Here is a 17,061-nt window from a genome sequence, read left to right as displayed (position 1 = left end):
ACGATTTCTATGACCACCGCATACTGGTCCTTGAGCGGACCAGGCACGCCCTCGCTCCAAGAAAAGGAAGTTTGGCCGATGGCAAAGACCCGAGAACAGCTGATCGACTGGCTGGTCGACGACACCTTCGACACATGCCGACAGGACGACCGTTATATGCGTTCGATCCTCCAGCAATATTGGTCCGGCATGAGCGATGAGGAACTGCAATGCGCCTATGACGATCTCGTACCCGACAATTTTCGCGAAGATCCAGCCGACCACGATGTCGTCTCGCGCGCTATAAGTCTTCGGTTCAACCCGCAAGCCTGGATCGATGATTACGCCGTGTCCGTCGATGCCGAGCATCCCGACACATGGACCGTCCCCTTGTCGCTTCTGCTCGAAAGGTTTCCGACCCGGGAGAGTTGGCATGAGCGCGACGAGGATCGCGATGCCATGCGCTTGGAAGGCAACGCGCCGAGATGGGTGCGGGACTGGACTGGCCCGTTCGAGGTCGAGCTGCTCGACCCGGACGCATGGCAGATCGGAGGCGGCGAATGACAGCCCGACGTCACTTCGTCCATGTCTACGCCACGATCCGCGTCAAGGTGGCAGTGGACGCGATAAACCACACCGAAGCGATTCGGGCGGCCGACCGCGCACTCTTCGACAAGGGGTTTGCCGTGCGGCTGATCCCCAACGCCAGGGATGTGCTGGATGCGGAATATGCCGAAGAGGTCGTCGGCTACATGGTCGACGAAGCCGGTGATCCGACCTTCGAGCACACGCGCAACTATGACAACAATTACCAGCCCGAAGGCTCCGCAGGATGAACACCCAAACAAGCACGATCGCGGCCATGATCTGCGAGCTGATCGAAACCCATATGGAGAAATGCGAGTCCGCGTTCGAGCGTTCCGAGGACGGGCCACATCATGTCGTCTCGGATGTGCATGAAACCCGCGCAAACATCGAAACCCTGTCCAGCAGGGACAATGAGGATGGCGTCGAAATCACGCTGCTGCTGGATGACGGTTCCGCTTTTCGCGTCATGGTGGAGGCGCTCTGATGGCAACGTTCAAAGTCAGGATCGTCCAGATCTTCCGGGTCGAGCGCGAAGTCGTCATGGACGTCATCGCCGCCTCCGAAGACGAAGCCTGCGAACTGGTCGACACCGGCGAAGCCGACAAGCCGGAGTGGGACGCCTGGAAAGATCACTGGACGCTCGAAGGCGAAACCGCCCAGCCGGCATAAGCTGTCCATCGAGGCGCTGCCCGGGAGCGGAGGAGGGGGACGGCTATGCTCCCGGCATGGGAGCAGTCCGGAGGCTCCCATGAAGATCGAACTGCGCCGCATCACCTACAGCGATGCCCTGTCGCAGGAAACCAGCGCCTACACCGCCGACGTCTACATCGATGGAGAGCTCGCCTTCCATGCCCGCAACCAGGGCACGGGCGGCGCGGATTTCTTTCATCAGGTCGGCCGCTGGACCGAGGCCGAAGTCAATAGCTGGCTCGAGGCCAACCGGTCGCCTCGGGTCGATGACGGCTTCAGCTATGATCATGATCTCGAGATCGAGGTCAGCGACCTTCTCTCCCGCGAACTCGAAGCTCGCAGGGTCAAACGCCTGCTTCGCACCAATCTCGTGACGATCGAGAACGGGCAGATTTTCCAGTACCCCCTCCGCAAGCGCCCAATCGAAATCGTCGTTCGCGCCGTGCGGGCCACCAACCCCGCTGCCATCGTCGTGAATGACGCCGGCGACGACGTGCTCGACGAGGCGCTCGCCATCCTGCTCGCCCCGCGCTGACGCGAGGCCTTCCGGACACCGATCCGGATCGCGACCACGCATGACGACAAACGCGATCCGCGCCGGCTCACCGGCTCACCGTCGGATTCCCGCCGACAGCTCCCCGAACTCCGGCTCGCATTCGATTGTCCCGGCAACGCGTCAAGGAGACCGCACATGGAAAGCACTCATCTGGAAACTGCATTCACGATTGGCGTCACGCCGGACGAAGCGGCGCTGCTCGAAGAATGTCTTGCGACCGCGGGTCAGATATACACGGGATTCGCCGCGATCCCGCTCGACGAGATGGACGCCGCCAGGGCCTGCTACGCCGAGCGTAGCGAGGCATTCAAGGCCACCTTCCCGTTGAGGGACGACGAGGAGAACCCCTTTGCCAGTTTCCTCGCGCTCTGGTCCGATCCGGACTTCCCCGACTTTGGCGCGCGTACCAGCATCGCTGACGACGCCGGTGGCAAGGGGAAGGTCGCCATCATCCAAGGCCACGAGGCAGATGTATCGGCGCTCGCATCGCTGATCCAGAAGGTCTGCAAGTCAGCACTACCCTTCGGCTTCGAATGGACGATCGTCTCCGACAAATCCGGGCGGGACGGGTTCGGTGGTGGCTATTTCGTGATCACCGAGGCCGGGATATTCGGCGACTCCACGCGCGCGATTGTGGAACGAACGCTGCAGACTCCCCGGGCGGGACGCTGACCATGGCAGGCGGCACCACTGCGAGCATCACCCTCCATGTAGAGATAATCGACTCTCAGGCCATGTGGGATCACGCCTTTGGCATCTATGCAGGCGTGCATCTTCGCTACGAGGTATATGACCCGGCCGAACCGACCCGCCTGGGCAGCGCGCTTCACGACGGGTTCGTCGCGATCTGCGGGGACCGCGATACGCCAGACATCGGCGAATGTCTCGGCATGATCTTCGATCCCGGTGCGAGCCCTCCCGGCATCCAGATCGATGACAACTCGGTCGAAATCCTGCCGCCCCCGTGGGATGAAAAATATTCCCAGTTCATCGGGGATCGCGGCGAACTGGGCACCGACGGCTTCGGCGGCGGCCATGACTAAGGCCATCCTCAAGCAGCCCTGCGATGAATGCCCGTGGCGCCGCAAGCATCCGGCCGGCTGGCTCGGCGGCTATCGCGCAGAGGAGTTCACGCAGCAAGTCCAGTTCGATGGGCCACCGCTGCCCTGCCACAAGACCATCCCGGGCGACGGAACCGACGCCCGCGCGATGTGCGCGGGCGCGCTCATCTTCATGAAGAACAGCTGCAAGGGCGCTCACCACTCCGATTATGGTGATGCGCTGACCACCGTCGAGGCGGATAGCGAGACCGTGTTCCAGTGGGCGCATGAGTTCCTCGAACATCACAACAATCCCGGGGCCTGGTCCGAGAAAGTCAGGGCCGCTCTGATGGAGAAGCGCAATGGGACAAACGCGGACCGTGACGGAGAAGACGCTCGATGAGGCGGAGCTGGATTTCCGGGAAGCGCCGGGCCGCGATAGCGCGGCCGACCTGCTGACCGTCGCCACCGGCTATTGGAACGACGCCATGATCGGCGATGAAACCTATGCCGGCAAAGTGGGCCTGGTTCGCAACTGGCTGGCCAAGGCGGTGGTACCCGTCGACCCAGATTCATGCGGAACCGATCGCAGGTGCCGCACGCCGCATCGTGAGCTATACCGATGGCGCCGCCCGTACCAACGTCTATAGGGCCGCAAAACAGGAGCTGGCACAGCATGGCGATAAGCTTCGAACACTGCTGATCGAGCTTGCCGGGATCATCGACGAAATCGATGCCTTGCCGATCAATGATGAGGGCGCGCGCGAATTGCCTCCCGGCATGCTGGACCGCGCCCGCGAAATCGCCGCCGTCGCTCAAGATCTGGAAAGCGCGACATGAGTGAAGATGAATTCGACCAGCTGGTCGACGAGGCGACCCATGCCGTCAATAATCTCATCCCCGATCGATTCCTCGACCGGTTGGGAGGAAACGCGCGCCGCGGTCTGCTCATCTCGATCAACGACGCTCTGACCGCAATCCTGCGCGACGTCATCGAACCGGACGACGAGGCCTGATACCATAAGGTGCCGCGCTCTTCACGAAGGCTTCTCGTTCAATCCAGCCCCGCGATCAGCCCGGGCGTCGGCATCACGTCACCGAACAATGGACATTTCGTTATGGTCATCATATATGACCAGTCACTAGACATAACCAGGAGCAACCGCCATGCGGGCAGAAACCTATGGCGCCGCGGACTTCAAGACCAACTGCCTTGCTATCCTCGATCGACTGGCCCGTCACGATGTCGACCAGGTGACGATCACCAAGCGCGGCCGAGCCGTCGCGGTGCTGACGCCGCCTCCCAGTACGACCGATGCGATCGAGGGACTGCACGGCTTCATGCGCGGGTCCGTTTCAGTGCCCACGGGCGTCGATCTCCTCGCTCCCGTGCTCGATGAACCGCTGAACGCCCAGGACGGAAAGCTCCACGGATGAGCGCGGCCGGAGGGGAAACCGACAACCCTCGAGCAGTGCTGCTCGACACATGTGCCGTTATCTGGCTGGCCAATGGCGATCCAATCGCTCCGGCAGCGCTCGGGGCCATCACCCATGCGGCCCTGGCCGATGGGGTGTTCGTCTCGCCGGCGAGCGCGTGGGAAGTGGGATTGCTGAGTCGCGTTCGCGGCGACAAGGCACCGGCCATCTCCTTCCTGCCAGATCCGCAAAGCTGGTTCGCTCGCTTCATGAGCGGACCAGCGATCCGGGAAGCGCCCTTGCTCCCGGAAATCGCGATTGCGTCCTCGCTCCTGCCCGACCCGCTGCACGGCGATCCCGCCGACAGGTTCATCATCGCGACCGCCCGGCTTCACCGGATGCCCGTTGTCACACGTGACGGCAAAATTATCGACTACGCCGCCAAAGGACACGTCGCTGCCATAGAATGCTGACCACACTCCACGTCAAACGCCTCGCGCATCACCGTCGCCTGAGCCATGATCTTCGATAGATCCTGACCACGCGCCTCGACGAAGGGGAGGGAGAAAGGAGGCGTGCGCTCCCTTCGGGAGCGGTCAGGAGCTTTCCATGCCAAAGCCATGCCCGGCGATCCGGCCTTGTCCCGGATCGGCGCCTGCCGTCGCGCTCGATCCCGCCATTCTCGCCACCATCGAGCGCCACGCCTGGTTCGCGTTCAGTCTGTCCGGCGGCAAGGACTCGACGGTCGCCGCGCATGCCACGATCGCATTGCTCGACCGGCTCGGTCATCCGCCTGACCGCCGCCTCGCCATTCATGCCGACCTCGGCCGCGCCGAATGGCGATCGACACCGGCCACCGTCGACGCGGTAGCGGCCCGACTCGGCTTGCCGCTGCTGGTCGTCCGGCGCGGTGCGGGCGATATGGTCGCGCGGTGGGAACAACGCTTCGAGAGCGGCAAACGCCGCTACGAGGCGCTCGAAACCTACAATCTCATCGGGCCATGGTCGTCATCCTCGCTCCGCTTCTGCACCTCGGAGATGAAGGCCCAGATCATCGGACCGGAGTTGGCGCGCCGCTTCCGCGGAGAAACGATCGTGTCCGTCGTCGGTCTGCGCCGCGAGGAAAGTGCCGTCCGGCGCACGACTCCCATCTCGCGCATCGACGACCGCTTCGCCAAAGCCCGAAATCAAGCGGGCACCCGCATGATCAGCTGGCATCCGTTGGTCGATTGGACCGCCGATCAGGTTTTTGCGGCCCATGAGCGGCACGATCTCCCGCTCCACGAAGCCTACTGCCGCTATCATTCGACGCGTCTCTCCTGCGCCTTTTGCGTGCTCGCCTCGGGCCGCGACCTTGAGGCTGCCTCCCGTGCCAGCTCTAACCGCGATCTCTACCGCCATCTCGTGTCGATCGAGGCCCATTCGACATTCTCCTTCCAGCCGCAACGCTGGCTTGCAGACGTTGCGCCCGGACTCCTGCCCGCTTCCTTGCAGAAGGACATCGAACGGGCCAAACGCGATGCGGCCGGGCGCCGACATATCGAAGCAGCGATGCCGGTAGGGCTGCGCTTCGTCAAAGGCTGGCCGCCACGCATGCCCAGCCTTGCCGAGTCCACGCTGATCGCAGCTGCCCGCTCGCGGATCCTGCGCCGGCACAACCTCGACGATCTGTATCCCGACGCGGCGGCAGTACGAACCCGTTTCGCCGCTCTGATCGCCGCCAAGCACGGCCGGGCCACGAAGACCGCCATTCCGCGTCCCTGAAGCGCCGCCATTTCGCCGTCATCATGCGCTATCGTCGCAACGAGGACCCCATGCTCGATGGCCGATCCAGCACGCGCCGATCAACCCGCGAACTCACCCGCGAACAAGCGATCCGCTTTGCCGAGGGCGACCGCTAGAAATCGCTCTCGCTTTGAGGAATGCGCCCTCTTTCAGCTCGGACAGGATTGTCTATGCATGCCGTTCACGCGCTTCATGGAAGGCGTGAGCGCCTTGCTCCGCCGCCCGGTCTTTACTCATGAATTTGCCAATCCGGACGTCCTGTGGGCCGAGTTTTGCCAGTAATGGCCCGCGTCTGACATCATCACGATCATCCAGCGGATTCGATGGGATGATCGCGATTTTGATCGAAGCCCACGATCGCGAGCCGCGAACTAGCGCGTGACACCAAGCGCGTCCTCTTTCACCCGACCTAGTTCAAGGTCCGCTCGCCATGCATGAGCGGATATCGCGAACGCATCTCCTCGACCTTCCTGATCTCGGCAATCTTCCGCTGAACAACGCTTTCGGACAGACCAACCCGCCGCGCAATGTCCTTGCGCGTCAGACCCTCCCGGTCGTGTAGATCCCTCAGCGCGCCGGCGCGCTCCAGCGCTTCACGCCGCTGCGTCGCCAGATGCGCGCGGGCTGCCAGGGCTGCCTCCATCCTGCGGCGGTCTTGCTCGGTCTCGCGCTCCAAAGCGTGGCCCCAGGACCAGCCGAACATCTTCATCGCGGCGTAGAGATCAAAATAGCAGCGGCGGCCGAAATTGGGCACTCTCAACATGTCGCGTGCCGAAACGACCGCCACATCGCCGAGCCGAAGCGCTTCAATCGCAATTCCGCCCGGTCCCTCTCCCGGTTCGAACCAGCGAGTAGCCGTCACCAGGCAACCATATGTTCGGATGCTGATCAGATCCCAAGCGCTGAGCGCAACGATCAGGGGATTGGCCATCGGCACCGCGGATGATCCGCTCTCGAGAAGAGCTCCAGACGTCGCATGTTTCGACATCATCCGGCAAGTTTCTCCAGCAAGCATCGGCGCCGGCTGATCCGGCGGTTCAAGCTCAGCGCCAAGCCAATATTGCCACAACGCCTGCAGCCATCAACAGTTGACGCGCCATTTTGGATGAAATCTCCGCCTCGGGCGCCTCAACGCTTTCCGCGACAGGCTCTTCTGAACCATCCATTGCCCAATCCGGATTCTCGCGCGTCGTTGGTTCGAACATCCGCGCGTCGCGAAGGGAAGCGGAGAGGGGGGGCGATGGGCGGGCGTGACGACGCGTCCGTACGCCGGGAGCCACCTCCGTGTCCTACGATATCGCTTTTCGCTTCCAACAGGCGCTCGATCCTGCCGCCCTCACGACCTTGTCGGCCTGCCTCCATGCGCTGACCGCCGCCATCGAGGACTGCCGCAACGCCGGCAAATCCTCGGACACCGATCCTGCGGTGTTGCTGCTCGCACGGCACCTTGGAACGGTCGCCGCTGGACTCGGCGCCAACGATACGACCCTGCGTCGCGCCTGCATGGACGCAGTTGCCGAGCTTCGGCGCCGGCCCGCGCTGATCGCGCTCGCGCACAAGGGCGTCAGCTACGATGCGCCCGCCAAGAAGCTCTTCCACAGCGACGGCCGCAAGGCCCTCAAGCGGCTCGCCGCGGCGCTCGGTCTTGCCGATGACAGCTACGACATCCGTTCGAACAAGGCCGGACCGGCAGCCAGCGGCGATATCACCCTGCATGGTGAGGAAGTCTACGTCCAGCTGAGTCTCAGCGCCCTCGGTCCCGGTCATGAGGTCATGTTCCGCCGGGTCAAGGGCCGCAAGGACCACTGCGGCGATCGGAATCGCTGGGCATCGGTCCATGACCTCCTCCAGTGCGATCGCTTCGCCGCGCGACTGCGCCGCGAACTCCACCTCACAGAACCCGACGCTGCGCCCGCTCGGCTCGTAGCCTGAGGAAATCTCCCATGGACATTATCGTCACACGGACGCGCATCCGCGGGACGCTGCCCTTTTATGAATATCGCGCCCTGGTCCCTGCCGAGGATATCGGCACGGATCGACGCGCTTTGGTCAGCTGCGTTGCCGCACCGCGCGTGGCGGGTCGCCTGGCCTGTGTTCGCCTGGCCCAAATCATCGCACCGGACCGCTATTTCCTCATTCCCGATGGCCGACGGCGCGCACTGGCGGCCGATATCGGCCTGCTGGCCAAGCGTCTCGAGACCGCGGCGGTACGCACCATCTTCCCTGAAATGACTGCGGACCTCCTGCCCGTCGTCTTCCTCCTCGACAGCGATCCAGGGAACGCATGCACCTGGACATCGATCAAGGATCTCACCGCCGCTTTCGATCGGCTCGCAGCAAATCCCTCGATGCCGACGGCATCCGACCTCGGCCTCGCCGCCGACTGCGCCCGGCAAGCAGCCTGATCGCGCGTCCAGCTCAGTTCACTGGAGTAGAAACGATGATATCCGCCACCAGCGACTTCGCACTCGAGACCGCCGCTTGCCTCTGGGAAGCCGTGCTCGCAATGCGCGACTATCGCGGCGTCGACGCCGACTGCATCGCGCGTGGCGCCGCCATTCAGAATGCTTTCGGCACGCTCGGAACAGCTGCCGTCCGGCTGCTCGTGATCGGATGGACGCCGGTAGTCGATGCCGCCTGGGCTCGGATCGGCTCGGACTACCAGTTCTGCTTCGACTGGGATTTCGTTCCTGCCTGGATCATCGACAATGTCGACTGGTCCGACCCCAGCGCTCCTCGCCTGGCCCAGGACAGCGCATCGCGACAATCGTTTCTCATTCAGATTCCGATGCAGCTTTCGGCGATCGTTCGCACCGGCGATGGGCTCACCTCTGCGCAGCATCTCGCCGGCTTGCTTCTCCAATCCATCGAATGCGTCGACCAGCCCGCGCCCGATGAAGCCGTCGCGGCCGCGATCCCAAGCTTCAGCCTTGTCCGCGCCAGCGCCGCCATCACCCTCAACCCGATTTTCGAGGAGGATTGAACGATGCTCATCTATGTCACAAGCGGCCGGCATTTCGCGCATCCGTCTATCCTTCGCCGCCATTTCGGAACCTTTCGGGCCGCGCGAGAAGCGGCCGCCGAAATGGTCAATCTCCTGCGGGACTCCATAGACCGCGACAGGCTTCCGCCTGTTCCGACCGATGGATGGCAGCAGGGGCTCCACGAGGCACAGCGTGAGCGCCTTCTGCAAGAGAGCCACGATCCTGGGTCTCTCGCCTCCGAGGACCTCGCCGCCAAGGCCGACTGCAACGTCTGGATCGAACGCGCGCATGTGGAGGATCCGATTTCGTTCCCCGTCGTCGACGACCGCGAGCTCGGTGCCCTTCTCGCCGCCTTGCGCCTTTTGCAGCAGCAGGGCTGTCCGGAAGAACTGCTCGATGTCGCCACCGATGGCGCTGCGTTCAGGACGATCGACACCAGCGAGATCGACGCTCTTTGCGAACGCCTGAACGCCGCCGGCACATCCACGGAGATCCCGCGAATCGTGGTTGCCCTCGAAGGTGGCCTCGTCTCCGGCGTCGTCACGAACAGGCCGGTCATTCTCCACACTGTCGACTATGAAACCGAAGGGGCTGACGACGACGACATCACTCTCGTCCCCCAGGACGACCATGATCCCGTCGAAGCCATCGTCAACCAGTGGGCCGGCGACGCGCTGACGCTGGATCCCGACTGGATCGCCCGGCTGGAAGCCGCGATCGCAGACACATCCGAGGCCTGAACCATGGGGAAATTCTTCGCAACCGCCCGCTATTGCACGCGAAGCGGAAACCTCGGACGTTGGTCCGACACCATCGACGCCGACGACATCGACGATGCCTTGCGCCTCGCGCAGGCTGCCGTCGAAAGGCGGCACCGCGGTGCGTCGAAAATCGATGTGACCGTCTCGCCGGATCTCCGCCCATCGTCGATGACACGGCCGTCCGCGTGATGGGGCTGCGATCCGGTGATCGGGGGAAGGGAAGGAGGGAAGGCAAGGGCGATCGGAGGGCCGGCACGGGCCCCGCCGCATCTCTCCCCTCAAGCCAGAGGAAACATCCATGTCCCGATTCCTGATCATCGCCCACGACGCTGAATTTGGCCCACCCATCAACGGCGTCCGCTTCGTGAAGTTCGAACCGTTCAAGCCGATTCTCCGCGAACAGTTCGAAGCGACGAAACTTGCCGAGGTAAGAATGAGGCTCGACGAGGCCGGCGACCGTCTGCGCGCGACCGGTCGAAGCTTCGTTGCGACGGTCGTTCATGTCCGCAACTCGGGCAGAAAGCCTGCCGGATTCGACAAGGCTCGCCTCAAGATCGAGCATGACGTGAGCCACCCAGCCCAGCTGGTGGCTGCAGCATGAACGCGGCGGTCCTCGACACAGCGACCACGCCGGATACGGCTGCCGTCCATGTAGCGCTCAGCAGCTTCGAACTTTCCGCGCTGCGCTTCATCGACTTCGATCCCGATGTCGCCCATGCTGTCCGGCAGGGGGCATGTATAAACGCCATCGATGGCGATGACAGTGGCGCCCTCTGCTATATCGTTCCGCTGCCGGGATTTCCCGAAGCTGTTGATTTCCACTGAGAGCTGACCCGGGAGGCGCATAATTTCCACTGAGAAGTGACCCATGTTCTGACCTTCCCCCTGGCTGCCTGGTCGGGGGATACCGGAGTGATCGACATGGCTTTATTGAGCGTTATCCGGCGCTGGCATTTTCGTGATGAGATGCCGATCCGGGAGATCGAGCGGCGGACGGGTCTGTCGCGCAACACGATCCGCAAGTACCTGCGTAGCGGGACGGTCGAGCCCAGGTTCAAGGTTCCCGAGCGGCCAAGCAAGCTCGATCCGTTTGCGGAGAAGTTGTCGGGTTGGCTGCGGACCGAGGGCGCCAAGTCGCGCAAGCAGCGACGCACAGCCAAGCAGATGCACGCCGACCTCGTGGTGCTGGGCTACGACGGTTCCTATAACCGCGTGGCCGCGTTCGTCAGGGCGTGGAAGGCCGAGCGGCAGCGCGAGGCGCAGACCAGCGGGCGCGGTACGTTCGTGCCGCTGGTGTTCGCCGCGGGCGAAGCATTCCAGTTCGACTGGAGCGAGGACTGGGCCATGCTGGGCGGCCGGCAGACCAAGCTGCAGGTGGCGCATACCAAGCTCTCACACAGTCGCGCCTTTGCCGTTCGGGCCTACCTGCTCCAGACCCACGAGATGCTGTTCGACGCGCTGACCCAGGCATTCCGCGTGCTGGGCGGCGTGCCGCGGCGGGGGATCTTCGACAACATGCGCACGGCGGTCGACCGGATCGGTGCCGGCAAGATCCGACAGGTCAACGCACGGTTCGCGGCGATGGCGAGCCATTACCTGTTCGAGCCCGAGTTCTGCAACCCGGCGTCGGGTTGGGAGAAGGGACAGGTCGAGAAGAACGTCCAGGATGCGCGGCGGCGACTGTGGCAACCCATGCCCAGCTTCCCCGATCTCGATGCGCTCAATGCCTGGCTTGAGGCGCAGTGCATCGCGCAATGGGCGCAGATCGAGCATGGCGTGCTGCCGGGCACTGTATCCGATGCCCACGCCGCCGAGGTCGCCTATCTGATGCCGCCGGGTCGGCCGTTCGACGGCTTCGTCGAGCACACCAAGCGCGTATCGCCGACCTGCCTCGTACACTTCGAGCGTACCCGCTACAGCGTGCCGGCCTCGTTCGCCAACCGCCCGGTCAGCCTGCGGATCTACCCCGATCGGATCGTGATCGCCGCCGAGGGTCAGATCGTGTGCGAGCACACGCGGATCATCGAACGATCCCATCATCTTCCCGGACGCACAGTCTACGACTGGCGGCATTATCTGGCGGTGATCCAGCGCAAGCCCGGAGCCTTGCGCAACGGTGCCCCGTTCGCCGAGATGCCCGATGCGTTCCGGCAGCTACAAAGCCAGCTGCTGCGCCGTCCTGGCGGCGACAGGGAGATGGCCGAGATCCTGGCGCTCGTGCTGCAGCACGACGAGCAGGCCGTGCTGTGTGCGGTCGAACTGGCGCTGGAAGCCGGCGTTGCCACCAAGACTCATGTCCTCAATATCTTGCACCGCCTGATCGACGGCAAGGCTCCTCCGGCTCCTCCTATCGATGCGCCCCAGGCGCTGCGCCTGGAGCGGGAGCCGGTTGCCAACGTCGAGCGCTATGACAACCTGCGTGACCGGGAGTTGCGCCATGCGTCATGATCCCGCCAGCGCCGCCGTGGTGGTCATGCTCAAGGCGCTCAAAATGTACGGCATGGCCCAGGCCGTTGACGATCTCATCGAGCAAGGCGCGCCCGCGTTCGACGCTTCCGTGCCCATCCTATCCCAACTGCTCAAGGCCGAGATGGCTGAGCGCGAGGTCCGGTCCATCGCCTACCAGATCAAGGCTGCCCGGTTCCCCGCCTACAAGGATCTGGCCGGGTTCGACTTCGCTTCCAGCGAGGTGAACGAAGCAATGGTGCGCCAGCTGCATCGCGGCGAGTTCATCAATGGCGCGGACAATGTCGTGCTGATCGGTGGTCCGGGAACCGGCAAGACCCACATTGCCACCGCGCTCGGCATCCAAGCCGTCGAGCATCATCGTAAGAAGGTACGGTTCTTCGCCACCGTGGATCTGGTCAATGCGCTCGAGCAGGAAAAGGCCGCAAACAAGGCCGGCCAGCTTGCCGAGCGCCTGCTCCGCCTCGATCTCGTCATCCTCGATGAGCTTGGATATCTGCCGTTCAGCCCCTCAGGGGGCGCGCTGCTGTTCCACCTGTTGAGCAAGCTTTACGAGCGCACCAGCGTCGTCATCACCACCAATCTCAGCTTCAGCGAATGGGCCGAGGTGTTCGGTGATGCCAAGATGACCACCGCGCTGCTCGACCGGCTCACCCACCATTGCCATATCCTGGAAACCGGCAACGACAGCTTCCGGTTCAGGGCCAGCGCCGCAACACCCAAACCACGGAAGGAAAAAGCCACCACTTGACCCACCCCCCGCATCGCGGGACACCATACCGACCCGGGTCACTTCTCGATGAAAATCCCGGGTCAACTCTCAGCGGAAATCAACACCGAAGCGGCGTGGCGGGCGCTGGCGTCGGCCGTGCCGGGCCTTTCGGAGGGAGCCGCCAACCGCCCGCTGATCGACGTCTATAAATCGCGAATTATTCCGCCCGCGCTTCCCGAGCCGCCCTTCTACCGCCTCGATCCGCTCGAACTGGCCGCAGGCCTTCGGGTCGATCATCCCGATGCCTTCTTCGACGACGACGCCATCGGCGCCCGAATCCATACCCTCGAGTGCCTGAAGGGTATCGACGATTTCTATTTTCCGGTCGCGCCCGACGAGCTCACCGATGCCGGGTGGCGCGCGGCGGTCGCGGCGATGCCGAAACCTGTGGGCACAACGATCTGGTCGCCGGCATTGCTTCGCCAGCGCCGTGCCATCGCTGGCCGCGACGCTGTCGAGGAGCGTGCCTGGTCGGCAATCGCCGAGCTTCATTCGGCGATCTGCGTTCTGCACGAGGCCCCGTTCAGTGCCGGCCTCGATTTCGCGACCTATCTGACCGACCTTATCAACCGCCTGCGGGACAACCCGGTTTCCGTCGCACAGCTTCAGGCGGCTGACGCCGAATTCTATCAGCGTTATCATGACTTGACGCTTGACTCCGACGCCATCGGCATGGCCGCCGCAACAATGATGAAGGCGCTCGCCGACGAGGCACGCCGCCGCGGCAGGAAGCCCGGCCCCCGGATCGCCATCTTCGCCGACGAAGAAGAGATGCTGAAAAGGGAGGGGGGCATCGGCAGCAACGTCGATCCGATCCCTGGCGACAGCGATCCCTCGCCCGAACTCTCGCCGCCGGACTGAATATCGTCGACGGCCGTTGGCGCTGCCCGACGAGGCTTCCAACATTCACGGTCCCTCCGCCTGTCCGCAAGAACTCGGACAAGCGTGGACAGCCGAATGCAGGCGCCCCGGGGACCCATGCGTTTGCTGCGGGCAACCCGCCAATTGCCCCTACGAACCCATGCGAGCGGGTTATCCCCGAAACGCGCTGAGCAGGCGCTCGCGCCGGCAACGCCAATCTGCACCCACCGGCCGCCGAACCTCCAGGGCCTTGGGAAGAAAGGCGGGGGGAACGGGCTGGACCGATTGGGTCTGAGGCCAAGGAGCGACCAAATGCTACCCAGCACAATCTCAGCACGCGTCAGCCAGGACGCGATCACCAAGGTCACGCGCCTGTTCAACGGTACGATCACCGACGTTCTCAACGAGATGCTTCAAAACTCCCGGCGCGCCCGCTCGACCGGGATCGACGTCGATATCGCCCAATTCGACGGACAACCGACCCTCCTCATCAGCGATGATGGTTCTGGAATCGATGACCCGACAACGATCCTCACGCTTGGTCAATCGGACTGGGGCGCGGATCTCGTTCGCCGTGAAGACCCGGCTGGCATGGGCGTGTTCAGCCTTGCCGGTCAGCGCGTAAGAATCCGCTCCTTCTCCAGCAGCGCGGCGCAGGGATGGCAGGCCGATATTTCGGCGGACGCGTGGCTTGGTTCGGTTCCGGTTGCCGTCGAGCCCTGCGAAATCACCCGGGGCACCGCCTTCCTGATTGCCATGCCCGCCGCGTGGGCACAGCAACTCGATGGCGCTATTAAGGACGCTGCCCTCTATTATCCGCTTCCGGTCCGTTTCCGGGGGCGGGAGCTTCCGCGCGCCGATTTTCTCTCCAAGGCACACCGCGTCGAGGACTGGAACGGATGTCGGATCGGCATCTTCCGTGATCACGAACACGAACCGCCACATCCGCCGCGCATCAACTTCCATGGCGTCAAAGTGCCGTGCCACCTTCCGACTGTGTCCGAAATCGATGCTCCCCACAAGTGGATCGCCAAGATCGACATAGTCGACGCGCCGACACTCCAGTTGGTGCTGCCTGCTCGCAAAGAGATGGTCGAAAATGCAGCCCTCGACGATCTCCGGCTTGAGATCGAAGCGGCGATCTATCGCACTATTGCCCTGGAAGCGCAGCATCGCCTCTCATTTGCCTCGTGGACGAGGGCAGGCGAACTCGACATCATACTCGCCGAGGCAGCCCCATGGCTCGAATCCTGGAAACCAACGAGCGCCGAAGGGTACAGAAACGAAATCGGTCGACACGTCGCCGACGAGCCCATGATCATCATGCCGGCCCATGAACCCGACATCGAACAATGCGCGGCTCAGGCGCTTCTCCAGGAAGGCCTGCCGCTCGGCTATCAACCGGTCCGCGCAGAACGCAGCCTCGAAGGCTATAGCTGGTACGACGAACTGCCTCGCGTGACGGGCTTGTCTTTCACGATCAATCGGGGCGACCACCAGTTTTCCTATGACGAAGAACATATGCTGCCGACGGAGACTCTGTCCGGCCGCGTCGCCGACATCAGACTGATCGTCCCCATCGCCCGTTCCGGAAAATATGACGACCCGATTGCGCTTCTCGGCTTTTCCCTCGACATGTTGGTCTGTCGCAATGATGGATCCGACCTTGATGACGCGATCATCTTCGTCAGGGAAGGGGCCTCGGTAAAGCCCTCGAGCCTCGCGTGGCTGATGGAATTATGCTGCTTCTGGCACAATGACGATAGCGACTGCGACAGCTGGGACACGCAGCACCGCGACTTTGAACGATATGCCCGGAATCTCGCCAACAAACTGCTCCTCGGTGAAGAGGAAGCGCTTCTCGAGCGCATCCGCAATGCGGTGCGTGAGGAAATACTCTGGCTGATCCCCAAGGATCGCAAAATCGAATTAAGCGCTTCCTACAATGACCTCTCCCTAAGTTTCGCTAGTCCTGCATGACGCCTTCGGCCTCAAAGCGGGTAAGTAAAGGACGGCGAACGGCATGAATGGGGCGAAATGGGCTGGTTCGGCCTGTCCCACGGAGACATGCCGGCCCATATTTGGGACGCAGAAGTGGCCAAGATGCTCGACAGTCTTCCGCCGTCAGCATGGCTCACCGTTATCGACTGCCACATCTGAGCGTCACCGACGGCAATCCCTTCGACGCTTACGTCCCGCCCAATATGCCCGGTGGCCCGACCAGCCGGCTTGAATGGAGACGTTCCGTGGCCTTCATTCCCTATAATATCGAAAAGCGCCGCTTCCGCGCCCATTACTCCCACGCACCCTATCGGGCATGGGATGGCGCGGGACGGGTCTACTCCGTCTCGCGGAACGTCGACGTGTGGGTCGCCTGGTGTCGCGACCACAACCTGCCTTCCCTCAAGGCGCGGACGTTCGCGCAGCTCTCCGCGTTGCTCGAAGCCGTGCGATGAGCGCTGCTCCACCGCGGCCTCGCGCTCATCGTGTGGAAGGGAGTGGGTCAGGGCTACGGTAGCGCTGTCGCAAATGAGACCGGAGGCAGCAATGCCCCTCCGCCACCTCCACGAAGCAAGGAAATCACTATGTCAGCCTGGTCCCCGCTACGCGCGAGGCTTGCCTCGTTCGAGCATGCCTATGCGGTCGCCGTGCAGCGGCGCGATGCGACCGGCAGGCATCAGTTCGTCATCCAAACCGGCGACCCGACACAGCCTTATCGCGTCACCGCCATTCCGCCGGCCGACACCCACGATCTGGTCACCCGTGTCGCCTGAGCACCGCCGGATATGCATCGGCCAACGCATGCGCATCCGTGAACGTCCACGAATCGGCGATGACCGCATCAAGAACCGGGAGGACATCGTCCTCCGGAAAAACAGCGTGAACGAATATTACGTCCGCCTCGACATACCGCCACGCCAACGCGTTCAGAACACCGCGCCCGCCGAAGCCCAACGCCTCGAAATCATTTCCATGCGGCCCTCGCCGCCGGCCGCCTGACCTTTCGGAAATTTCGCCATGCCAATCAATGCGCCTTCTGCGCCACCGATGGCGCACGCCCCCGATTTTTCGTCTCCCGTCGTCGCTGTGGATCGGCATGCAAAAAGGACCCCGTTAGCGGGGTGATCGGCGTCTAAAAGGGACCCCTCATTTCGATGGTTTA

31 protein-coding genes are annotated in these 17,061 nt (G+C 63.2%); 29 read left to right on the top strand and 2 right to left on the bottom strand.

Annotated features, from left to right (window positions below; genetic code table 11):
* The first annotated feature begins 78 nt into the window (after positions 1-78).
* From L3X40_RS14490 to L3X40_RS22535, 15 genes are all read left to right on the top strand, one after another.
* Positions 79-543: a hypothetical protein gene (locus L3X40_RS14490; RefSeq protein ID WP_145907302.1), complete on the top strand. Its 465-nt coding sequence runs from the start codon at positions 79-81 to the stop codon at positions 541-543.
* A complete protein-coding gene (locus tag L3X40_RS14485) occupies positions 540-815 on the top strand; it encodes a hypothetical protein (protein WP_066557063.1) in 276 nt (91 codons plus the stop codon). Before L3X40_RS14490 ends, L3X40_RS14485 begins: the two co-directional genes overlap by 4 nt.
* A complete protein-coding gene (locus tag L3X40_RS14480) occupies positions 812-1,051 on the top strand; it encodes a hypothetical protein (RefSeq protein WP_066557066.1) in 240 nt (79 codons plus the stop codon). Before L3X40_RS14485 ends, L3X40_RS14480 begins: the two co-directional genes overlap by 4 nt.
* Positions 1,051-1,236, top strand: coding sequence for a hypothetical protein (locus L3X40_RS14475; RefSeq protein ID WP_066557069.1), 186 nt, complete (start codon positions 1,051-1,053; stop codon positions 1,234-1,236). Before L3X40_RS14480 ends, L3X40_RS14475 begins: the two co-directional genes overlap by 1 nt.
* 79 nt (positions 1,237-1,315) lie before the next feature.
* Positions 1,316-1,792 (top strand): hypothetical protein, encoded by a 477-nt coding sequence (locus L3X40_RS14470; RefSeq protein WP_066557072.1) that lies wholly within the window; start codon positions 1,316-1,318, stop codon positions 1,790-1,792.
* 156 nt (positions 1,793-1,948) lie between these two features.
* On the top strand, positions 1,949-2,485 hold the full coding sequence (locus L3X40_RS14465) for a hypothetical protein (RefSeq protein ID WP_066557076.1): 537 nt from the start codon (positions 1,949-1,951) through the stop codon (positions 2,483-2,485).
* A 2-nt stretch (positions 2,486-2,487) separates the two neighbouring features.
* On the top strand, positions 2,488-2,856 hold the full coding sequence (locus L3X40_RS14460) for a hypothetical protein (protein WP_145907303.1): 369 nt from the start codon (positions 2,488-2,490) through the stop codon (positions 2,854-2,856).
* Complete coding sequence (locus L3X40_RS14455; RefSeq protein ID WP_066557081.1) at positions 2,849-3,256, top strand: hypothetical protein; 408 nt, start codon at positions 2,849-2,851, stop codon at positions 3,254-3,256. Before L3X40_RS14460 ends, L3X40_RS14455 begins: the two co-directional genes overlap by 8 nt.
* On the top strand, positions 3,216-3,503 hold the full coding sequence (locus L3X40_RS14450) for a hypothetical protein (protein WP_145907305.1): 288 nt from the start codon (positions 3,216-3,218) through the stop codon (positions 3,501-3,503). Before L3X40_RS14455 ends, L3X40_RS14450 begins: the two co-directional genes overlap by 41 nt.
* Complete coding sequence (locus L3X40_RS14445) at positions 3,463-3,693, top strand: hypothetical protein (RefSeq protein ID WP_066557086.1); 231 nt, start codon at positions 3,463-3,465, stop codon at positions 3,691-3,693. The genes L3X40_RS14450 and L3X40_RS14445 overlap by 41 nt, the downstream gene beginning before the upstream one ends.
* The gene (locus tag L3X40_RS14440) at positions 3,690-3,869 is read left to right on the top strand and encodes a hypothetical protein (RefSeq protein ID WP_066557089.1); all 180 of its coding nucleotides are present in this window, start codon (positions 3,690-3,692) and stop codon (positions 3,867-3,869) included. The genes L3X40_RS14445 and L3X40_RS14440 overlap by 4 nt, the downstream gene beginning before the upstream one ends.
* A gap of 151 nt (positions 3,870-4,020) precedes the next feature.
* Positions 4,021-4,290: a type II toxin-antitoxin system Phd/YefM family antitoxin gene (locus L3X40_RS14435; RefSeq protein ID WP_066557092.1), complete on the top strand. Its 270-nt coding sequence runs from the start codon at positions 4,021-4,023 to the stop codon at positions 4,288-4,290.
* Complete coding sequence (locus L3X40_RS14430) at positions 4,287-4,742, top strand: type II toxin-antitoxin system VapC family toxin (protein WP_066557095.1); 456 nt, start codon at positions 4,287-4,289, stop codon at positions 4,740-4,742. The genes L3X40_RS14435 and L3X40_RS14430 overlap by 4 nt, the downstream gene beginning before the upstream one ends.
* Before the next feature lie 136 nt (positions 4,743-4,878).
* Positions 4,879-6,033 carry a phosphoadenosine phosphosulfate reductase domain-containing protein gene (locus L3X40_RS14425; RefSeq protein ID WP_066557098.1) on the top strand — a complete coding sequence of 385 codons (1,155 nt, stop codon included), beginning with the start codon at positions 4,879-4,881 and terminating at the stop codon, positions 6,031-6,033.
* Between the two features lie 117 nt (positions 6,034-6,150).
* A complete protein-coding gene (locus tag L3X40_RS22535) occupies positions 6,151-6,336 on the top strand; it encodes a DUF7736 domain-containing protein (RefSeq protein ID WP_445177197.1) in 186 nt (61 codons plus the stop codon).
* A gap of 127 nt (positions 6,337-6,463) precedes the next feature.
* On the opposite strand, the gene L3X40_RS14420 is transcribed toward L3X40_RS22535, so the two are convergent.
* Positions 6,464-7,045 carry a hypothetical protein gene (locus L3X40_RS14420; RefSeq protein ID WP_145907307.1) on the bottom strand — a complete coding sequence of 194 codons (582 nt, stop codon included), beginning with the start codon at positions 7,043-7,045 and terminating at the stop codon, positions 6,464-6,466.
* Positions 7,046-7,097: 52 nt separating this feature from the next.
* Complete coding sequence (locus L3X40_RS14415) at positions 7,098-7,259, bottom strand: hypothetical protein (protein WP_237366255.1); 162 nt, start codon at positions 7,257-7,259, stop codon at positions 7,098-7,100.
* 79 nt (positions 7,260-7,338) lie between these two features.
* Here L3X40_RS14415 and L3X40_RS14410 point away from each other — a divergent pair, with 79 nt between their 5' ends.
* From L3X40_RS14410 to L3X40_RS14345, 14 genes are all read left to right on the top strand, one after another.
* Positions 7,339-7,986, top strand: a complete 648-nt coding sequence (locus L3X40_RS14410; RefSeq protein ID WP_066557104.1) for a hypothetical protein — start codon at positions 7,339-7,341, stop codon at positions 7,984-7,986.
* A gap of 11 nt (positions 7,987-7,997) precedes the next feature.
* Complete coding sequence (locus tag L3X40_RS14405; RefSeq protein WP_066557106.1) at positions 7,998-8,459, top strand: hypothetical protein; 462 nt, start codon at positions 7,998-8,000, stop codon at positions 8,457-8,459.
* Between the two features lie 35 nt (positions 8,460-8,494).
* Complete coding sequence (locus L3X40_RS14400; protein WP_197672706.1) at positions 8,495-9,037, top strand: hypothetical protein; 543 nt, start codon at positions 8,495-8,497, stop codon at positions 9,035-9,037.
* A gap of 3 nt (positions 9,038-9,040) precedes the next feature.
* Entirely contained in the window at positions 9,041-9,778 is a 738-nt protein-coding gene (locus L3X40_RS14395) for a hypothetical protein (protein WP_066557109.1), read from the top strand.
* Between the two features lie 3 nt (positions 9,779-9,781).
* Complete coding sequence (locus L3X40_RS14390) at positions 9,782-9,988, top strand: hypothetical protein (RefSeq protein ID WP_066557112.1); 207 nt, start codon at positions 9,782-9,784, stop codon at positions 9,986-9,988.
* Positions 9,989-10,097: 109 nt separating this feature from the next.
* Positions 10,098-10,400 carry a hypothetical protein gene (locus L3X40_RS14385; RefSeq protein ID WP_066557115.1) on the top strand — a complete coding sequence of 101 codons (303 nt, stop codon included), beginning with the start codon at positions 10,098-10,100 and terminating at the stop codon, positions 10,398-10,400.
* Positions 10,397-10,624 (top strand): hypothetical protein, encoded by a 228-nt coding sequence (locus tag L3X40_RS14380; protein ID WP_237366254.1) that lies wholly within the window; start codon positions 10,397-10,399, stop codon positions 10,622-10,624. Before L3X40_RS14385 ends, L3X40_RS14380 begins: the two co-directional genes overlap by 4 nt.
* 96 nt (positions 10,625-10,720) lie before the next feature.
* The gene (istA, locus tag L3X40_RS14375; protein WP_237366262.1) at positions 10,721-12,247 is read left to right on the top strand and encodes an IS21 family transposase; all 1,527 of its coding nucleotides are present in this window, start codon (positions 10,721-10,723) and stop codon (positions 12,245-12,247) included.
* Positions 12,237-13,016 carry an IS21-like element helper ATPase IstB gene (istB, locus tag L3X40_RS14370; RefSeq protein WP_237366253.1) on the top strand — a complete coding sequence of 260 codons (780 nt, stop codon included), beginning with the start codon at positions 12,237-12,239 and terminating at the stop codon, positions 13,014-13,016. The genes istA and istB overlap by 11 nt, the downstream gene beginning before the upstream one ends.
* 48 nt (positions 13,017-13,064) lie before the next feature.
* Entirely contained in the window at positions 13,065-13,898 is an 834-nt protein-coding gene (locus L3X40_RS14365) for a hypothetical protein (protein ID WP_237366252.1), read from the top strand.
* Positions 13,899-14,210: 312 nt separating this feature from the next.
* On the top strand, positions 14,211-15,878 hold the full coding sequence (locus tag L3X40_RS14360) for an ATP-binding protein (RefSeq protein WP_066557119.1): 1,668 nt from the start codon (positions 14,211-14,213) through the stop codon (positions 15,876-15,878).
* 149 nt (positions 15,879-16,027) lie between these two features.
* On the top strand, positions 16,028-16,354 hold the full coding sequence (locus L3X40_RS14355) for a hypothetical protein (RefSeq protein WP_066557121.1): 327 nt from the start codon (positions 16,028-16,030) through the stop codon (positions 16,352-16,354).
* Between the two features lie 129 nt (positions 16,355-16,483).
* A complete protein-coding gene (locus tag L3X40_RS14350; RefSeq protein WP_066557124.1) occupies positions 16,484-16,672 on the top strand; it encodes a hypothetical protein in 189 nt (62 codons plus the stop codon).
* A gap of 28 nt (positions 16,673-16,700) precedes the next feature.
* The gene (locus tag L3X40_RS14345) at positions 16,701-16,898 is read left to right on the top strand and encodes a hypothetical protein (protein ID WP_145907309.1); all 198 of its coding nucleotides are present in this window, start codon (positions 16,701-16,703) and stop codon (positions 16,896-16,898) included.
* The last annotated feature ends 163 nt before the right edge of the window (positions 16,899-17,061 follow it).

This window comes from Rhizorhapis sp. SPR117 (genome assembly GCF_021742065.1).
Note: the sequence above shows the minus strand (reverse complement) of the source record. Positions and strands in the feature narration are given on the sequence as shown.

Excerpts from the sequence above, each read along its gene's own strand:
- L3X40_RS14490 (WP_145907302.1), top strand. The coding sequence starts at position 79 with ATGGCAAAGACCCGAGAACAGCTGATCGACTGGCTGGTCGACGACACC.
- L3X40_RS14485 (WP_066557063.1), top strand. The coding sequence starts at position 540 with ATGACAGCCCGACGTCACTTCGTCCATGTCTACGCCACGATCCGCGTC.
- L3X40_RS14480 (WP_066557066.1), top strand. The coding sequence starts at position 812 with ATGAACACCCAAACAAGCACGATCGCGGCCATGATCTGCGAGCTGATC.
- L3X40_RS14475 (WP_066557069.1), top strand. The coding sequence starts at position 1,051 with ATGGCAACGTTCAAAGTCAGGATCGTCCAGATCTTCCGGGTCGAGCGC.
- L3X40_RS14470 (WP_066557072.1), top strand. The coding sequence starts at position 1,316 with ATGAAGATCGAACTGCGCCGCATCACCTACAGCGATGCCCTGTCGCAG.
- L3X40_RS14465 (WP_066557076.1), top strand. The coding sequence starts at position 1,949 with ATGGAAAGCACTCATCTGGAAACTGCATTCACGATTGGCGTCACGCCG.
- L3X40_RS14460 (WP_145907303.1), top strand. The coding sequence starts at position 2,488 with ATGGCAGGCGGCACCACTGCGAGCATCACCCTCCATGTAGAGATAATC.
- L3X40_RS14455 (WP_066557081.1), top strand. The coding sequence starts at position 2,849 with ATGACTAAGGCCATCCTCAAGCAGCCCTGCGATGAATGCCCGTGGCGC.
- L3X40_RS14450 (WP_145907305.1), top strand. The coding sequence starts at position 3,216 with ATGGGACAAACGCGGACCGTGACGGAGAAGACGCTCGATGAGGCGGAG.
- L3X40_RS14440 (WP_066557089.1), top strand. The coding sequence starts at position 3,690 with ATGAGTGAAGATGAATTCGACCAGCTGGTCGACGAGGCGACCCATGCC.
- L3X40_RS14435 (WP_066557092.1), top strand. The coding sequence starts at position 4,021 with ATGCGGGCAGAAACCTATGGCGCCGCGGACTTCAAGACCAACTGCCTT.
- L3X40_RS14430 (WP_066557095.1), top strand. The coding sequence starts at position 4,287 with ATGAGCGCGGCCGGAGGGGAAACCGACAACCCTCGAGCAGTGCTGCTC.
- L3X40_RS14425 (WP_066557098.1), top strand. The coding sequence starts at position 4,879 with ATGCCAAAGCCATGCCCGGCGATCCGGCCTTGTCCCGGATCGGCGCCT.
- L3X40_RS14420 (WP_145907307.1), bottom strand. The coding sequence starts at position 7,045 with ATGATGTCGAAACATGCGACGTCTGGAGCTCTTCTCGAGAGCGGATCA.
- L3X40_RS14415 (WP_237366255.1), bottom strand. The coding sequence starts at position 7,259 with ATGTTCGAACCAACGACGCGCGAGAATCCGGATTGGGCAATGGATGGT.
- L3X40_RS14405 (WP_066557106.1), top strand. The coding sequence starts at position 7,998 with ATGGACATTATCGTCACACGGACGCGCATCCGCGGGACGCTGCCCTTT.
- L3X40_RS14400 (WP_197672706.1), top strand. The coding sequence starts at position 8,495 with ATGATATCCGCCACCAGCGACTTCGCACTCGAGACCGCCGCTTGCCTC.
- L3X40_RS14395 (WP_066557109.1), top strand. The coding sequence starts at position 9,041 with ATGCTCATCTATGTCACAAGCGGCCGGCATTTCGCGCATCCGTCTATC.
- L3X40_RS14390 (WP_066557112.1), top strand. The coding sequence starts at position 9,782 with ATGGGGAAATTCTTCGCAACCGCCCGCTATTGCACGCGAAGCGGAAAC.
- L3X40_RS14385 (WP_066557115.1), top strand. The coding sequence starts at position 10,098 with ATGTCCCGATTCCTGATCATCGCCCACGACGCTGAATTTGGCCCACCC.
- L3X40_RS14380 (WP_237366254.1), top strand. The coding sequence starts at position 10,397 with ATGAACGCGGCGGTCCTCGACACAGCGACCACGCCGGATACGGCTGCC.
- istA (WP_237366262.1), top strand. The coding sequence starts at position 10,721 with ATGGCTTTATTGAGCGTTATCCGGCGCTGGCATTTTCGTGATGAGATG.
- istB (WP_237366253.1), top strand. The coding sequence starts at position 12,237 with ATGCGTCATGATCCCGCCAGCGCCGCCGTGGTGGTCATGCTCAAGGCG.
- L3X40_RS14365 (WP_237366252.1), top strand. The coding sequence starts at position 13,065 with ATGAAAATCCCGGGTCAACTCTCAGCGGAAATCAACACCGAAGCGGCG.
- L3X40_RS14360 (WP_066557119.1), top strand. The coding sequence starts at position 14,211 with ATGCTACCCAGCACAATCTCAGCACGCGTCAGCCAGGACGCGATCACC.
- L3X40_RS14355 (WP_066557121.1), top strand. The coding sequence starts at position 16,028 with ATGGCTCACCGTTATCGACTGCCACATCTGAGCGTCACCGACGGCAAT.
- L3X40_RS14350 (WP_066557124.1), top strand. The coding sequence starts at position 16,484 with ATGTCAGCCTGGTCCCCGCTACGCGCGAGGCTTGCCTCGTTCGAGCAT.
- L3X40_RS14345 (WP_145907309.1), top strand. The coding sequence starts at position 16,701 with ATGCGCATCCGTGAACGTCCACGAATCGGCGATGACCGCATCAAGAAC.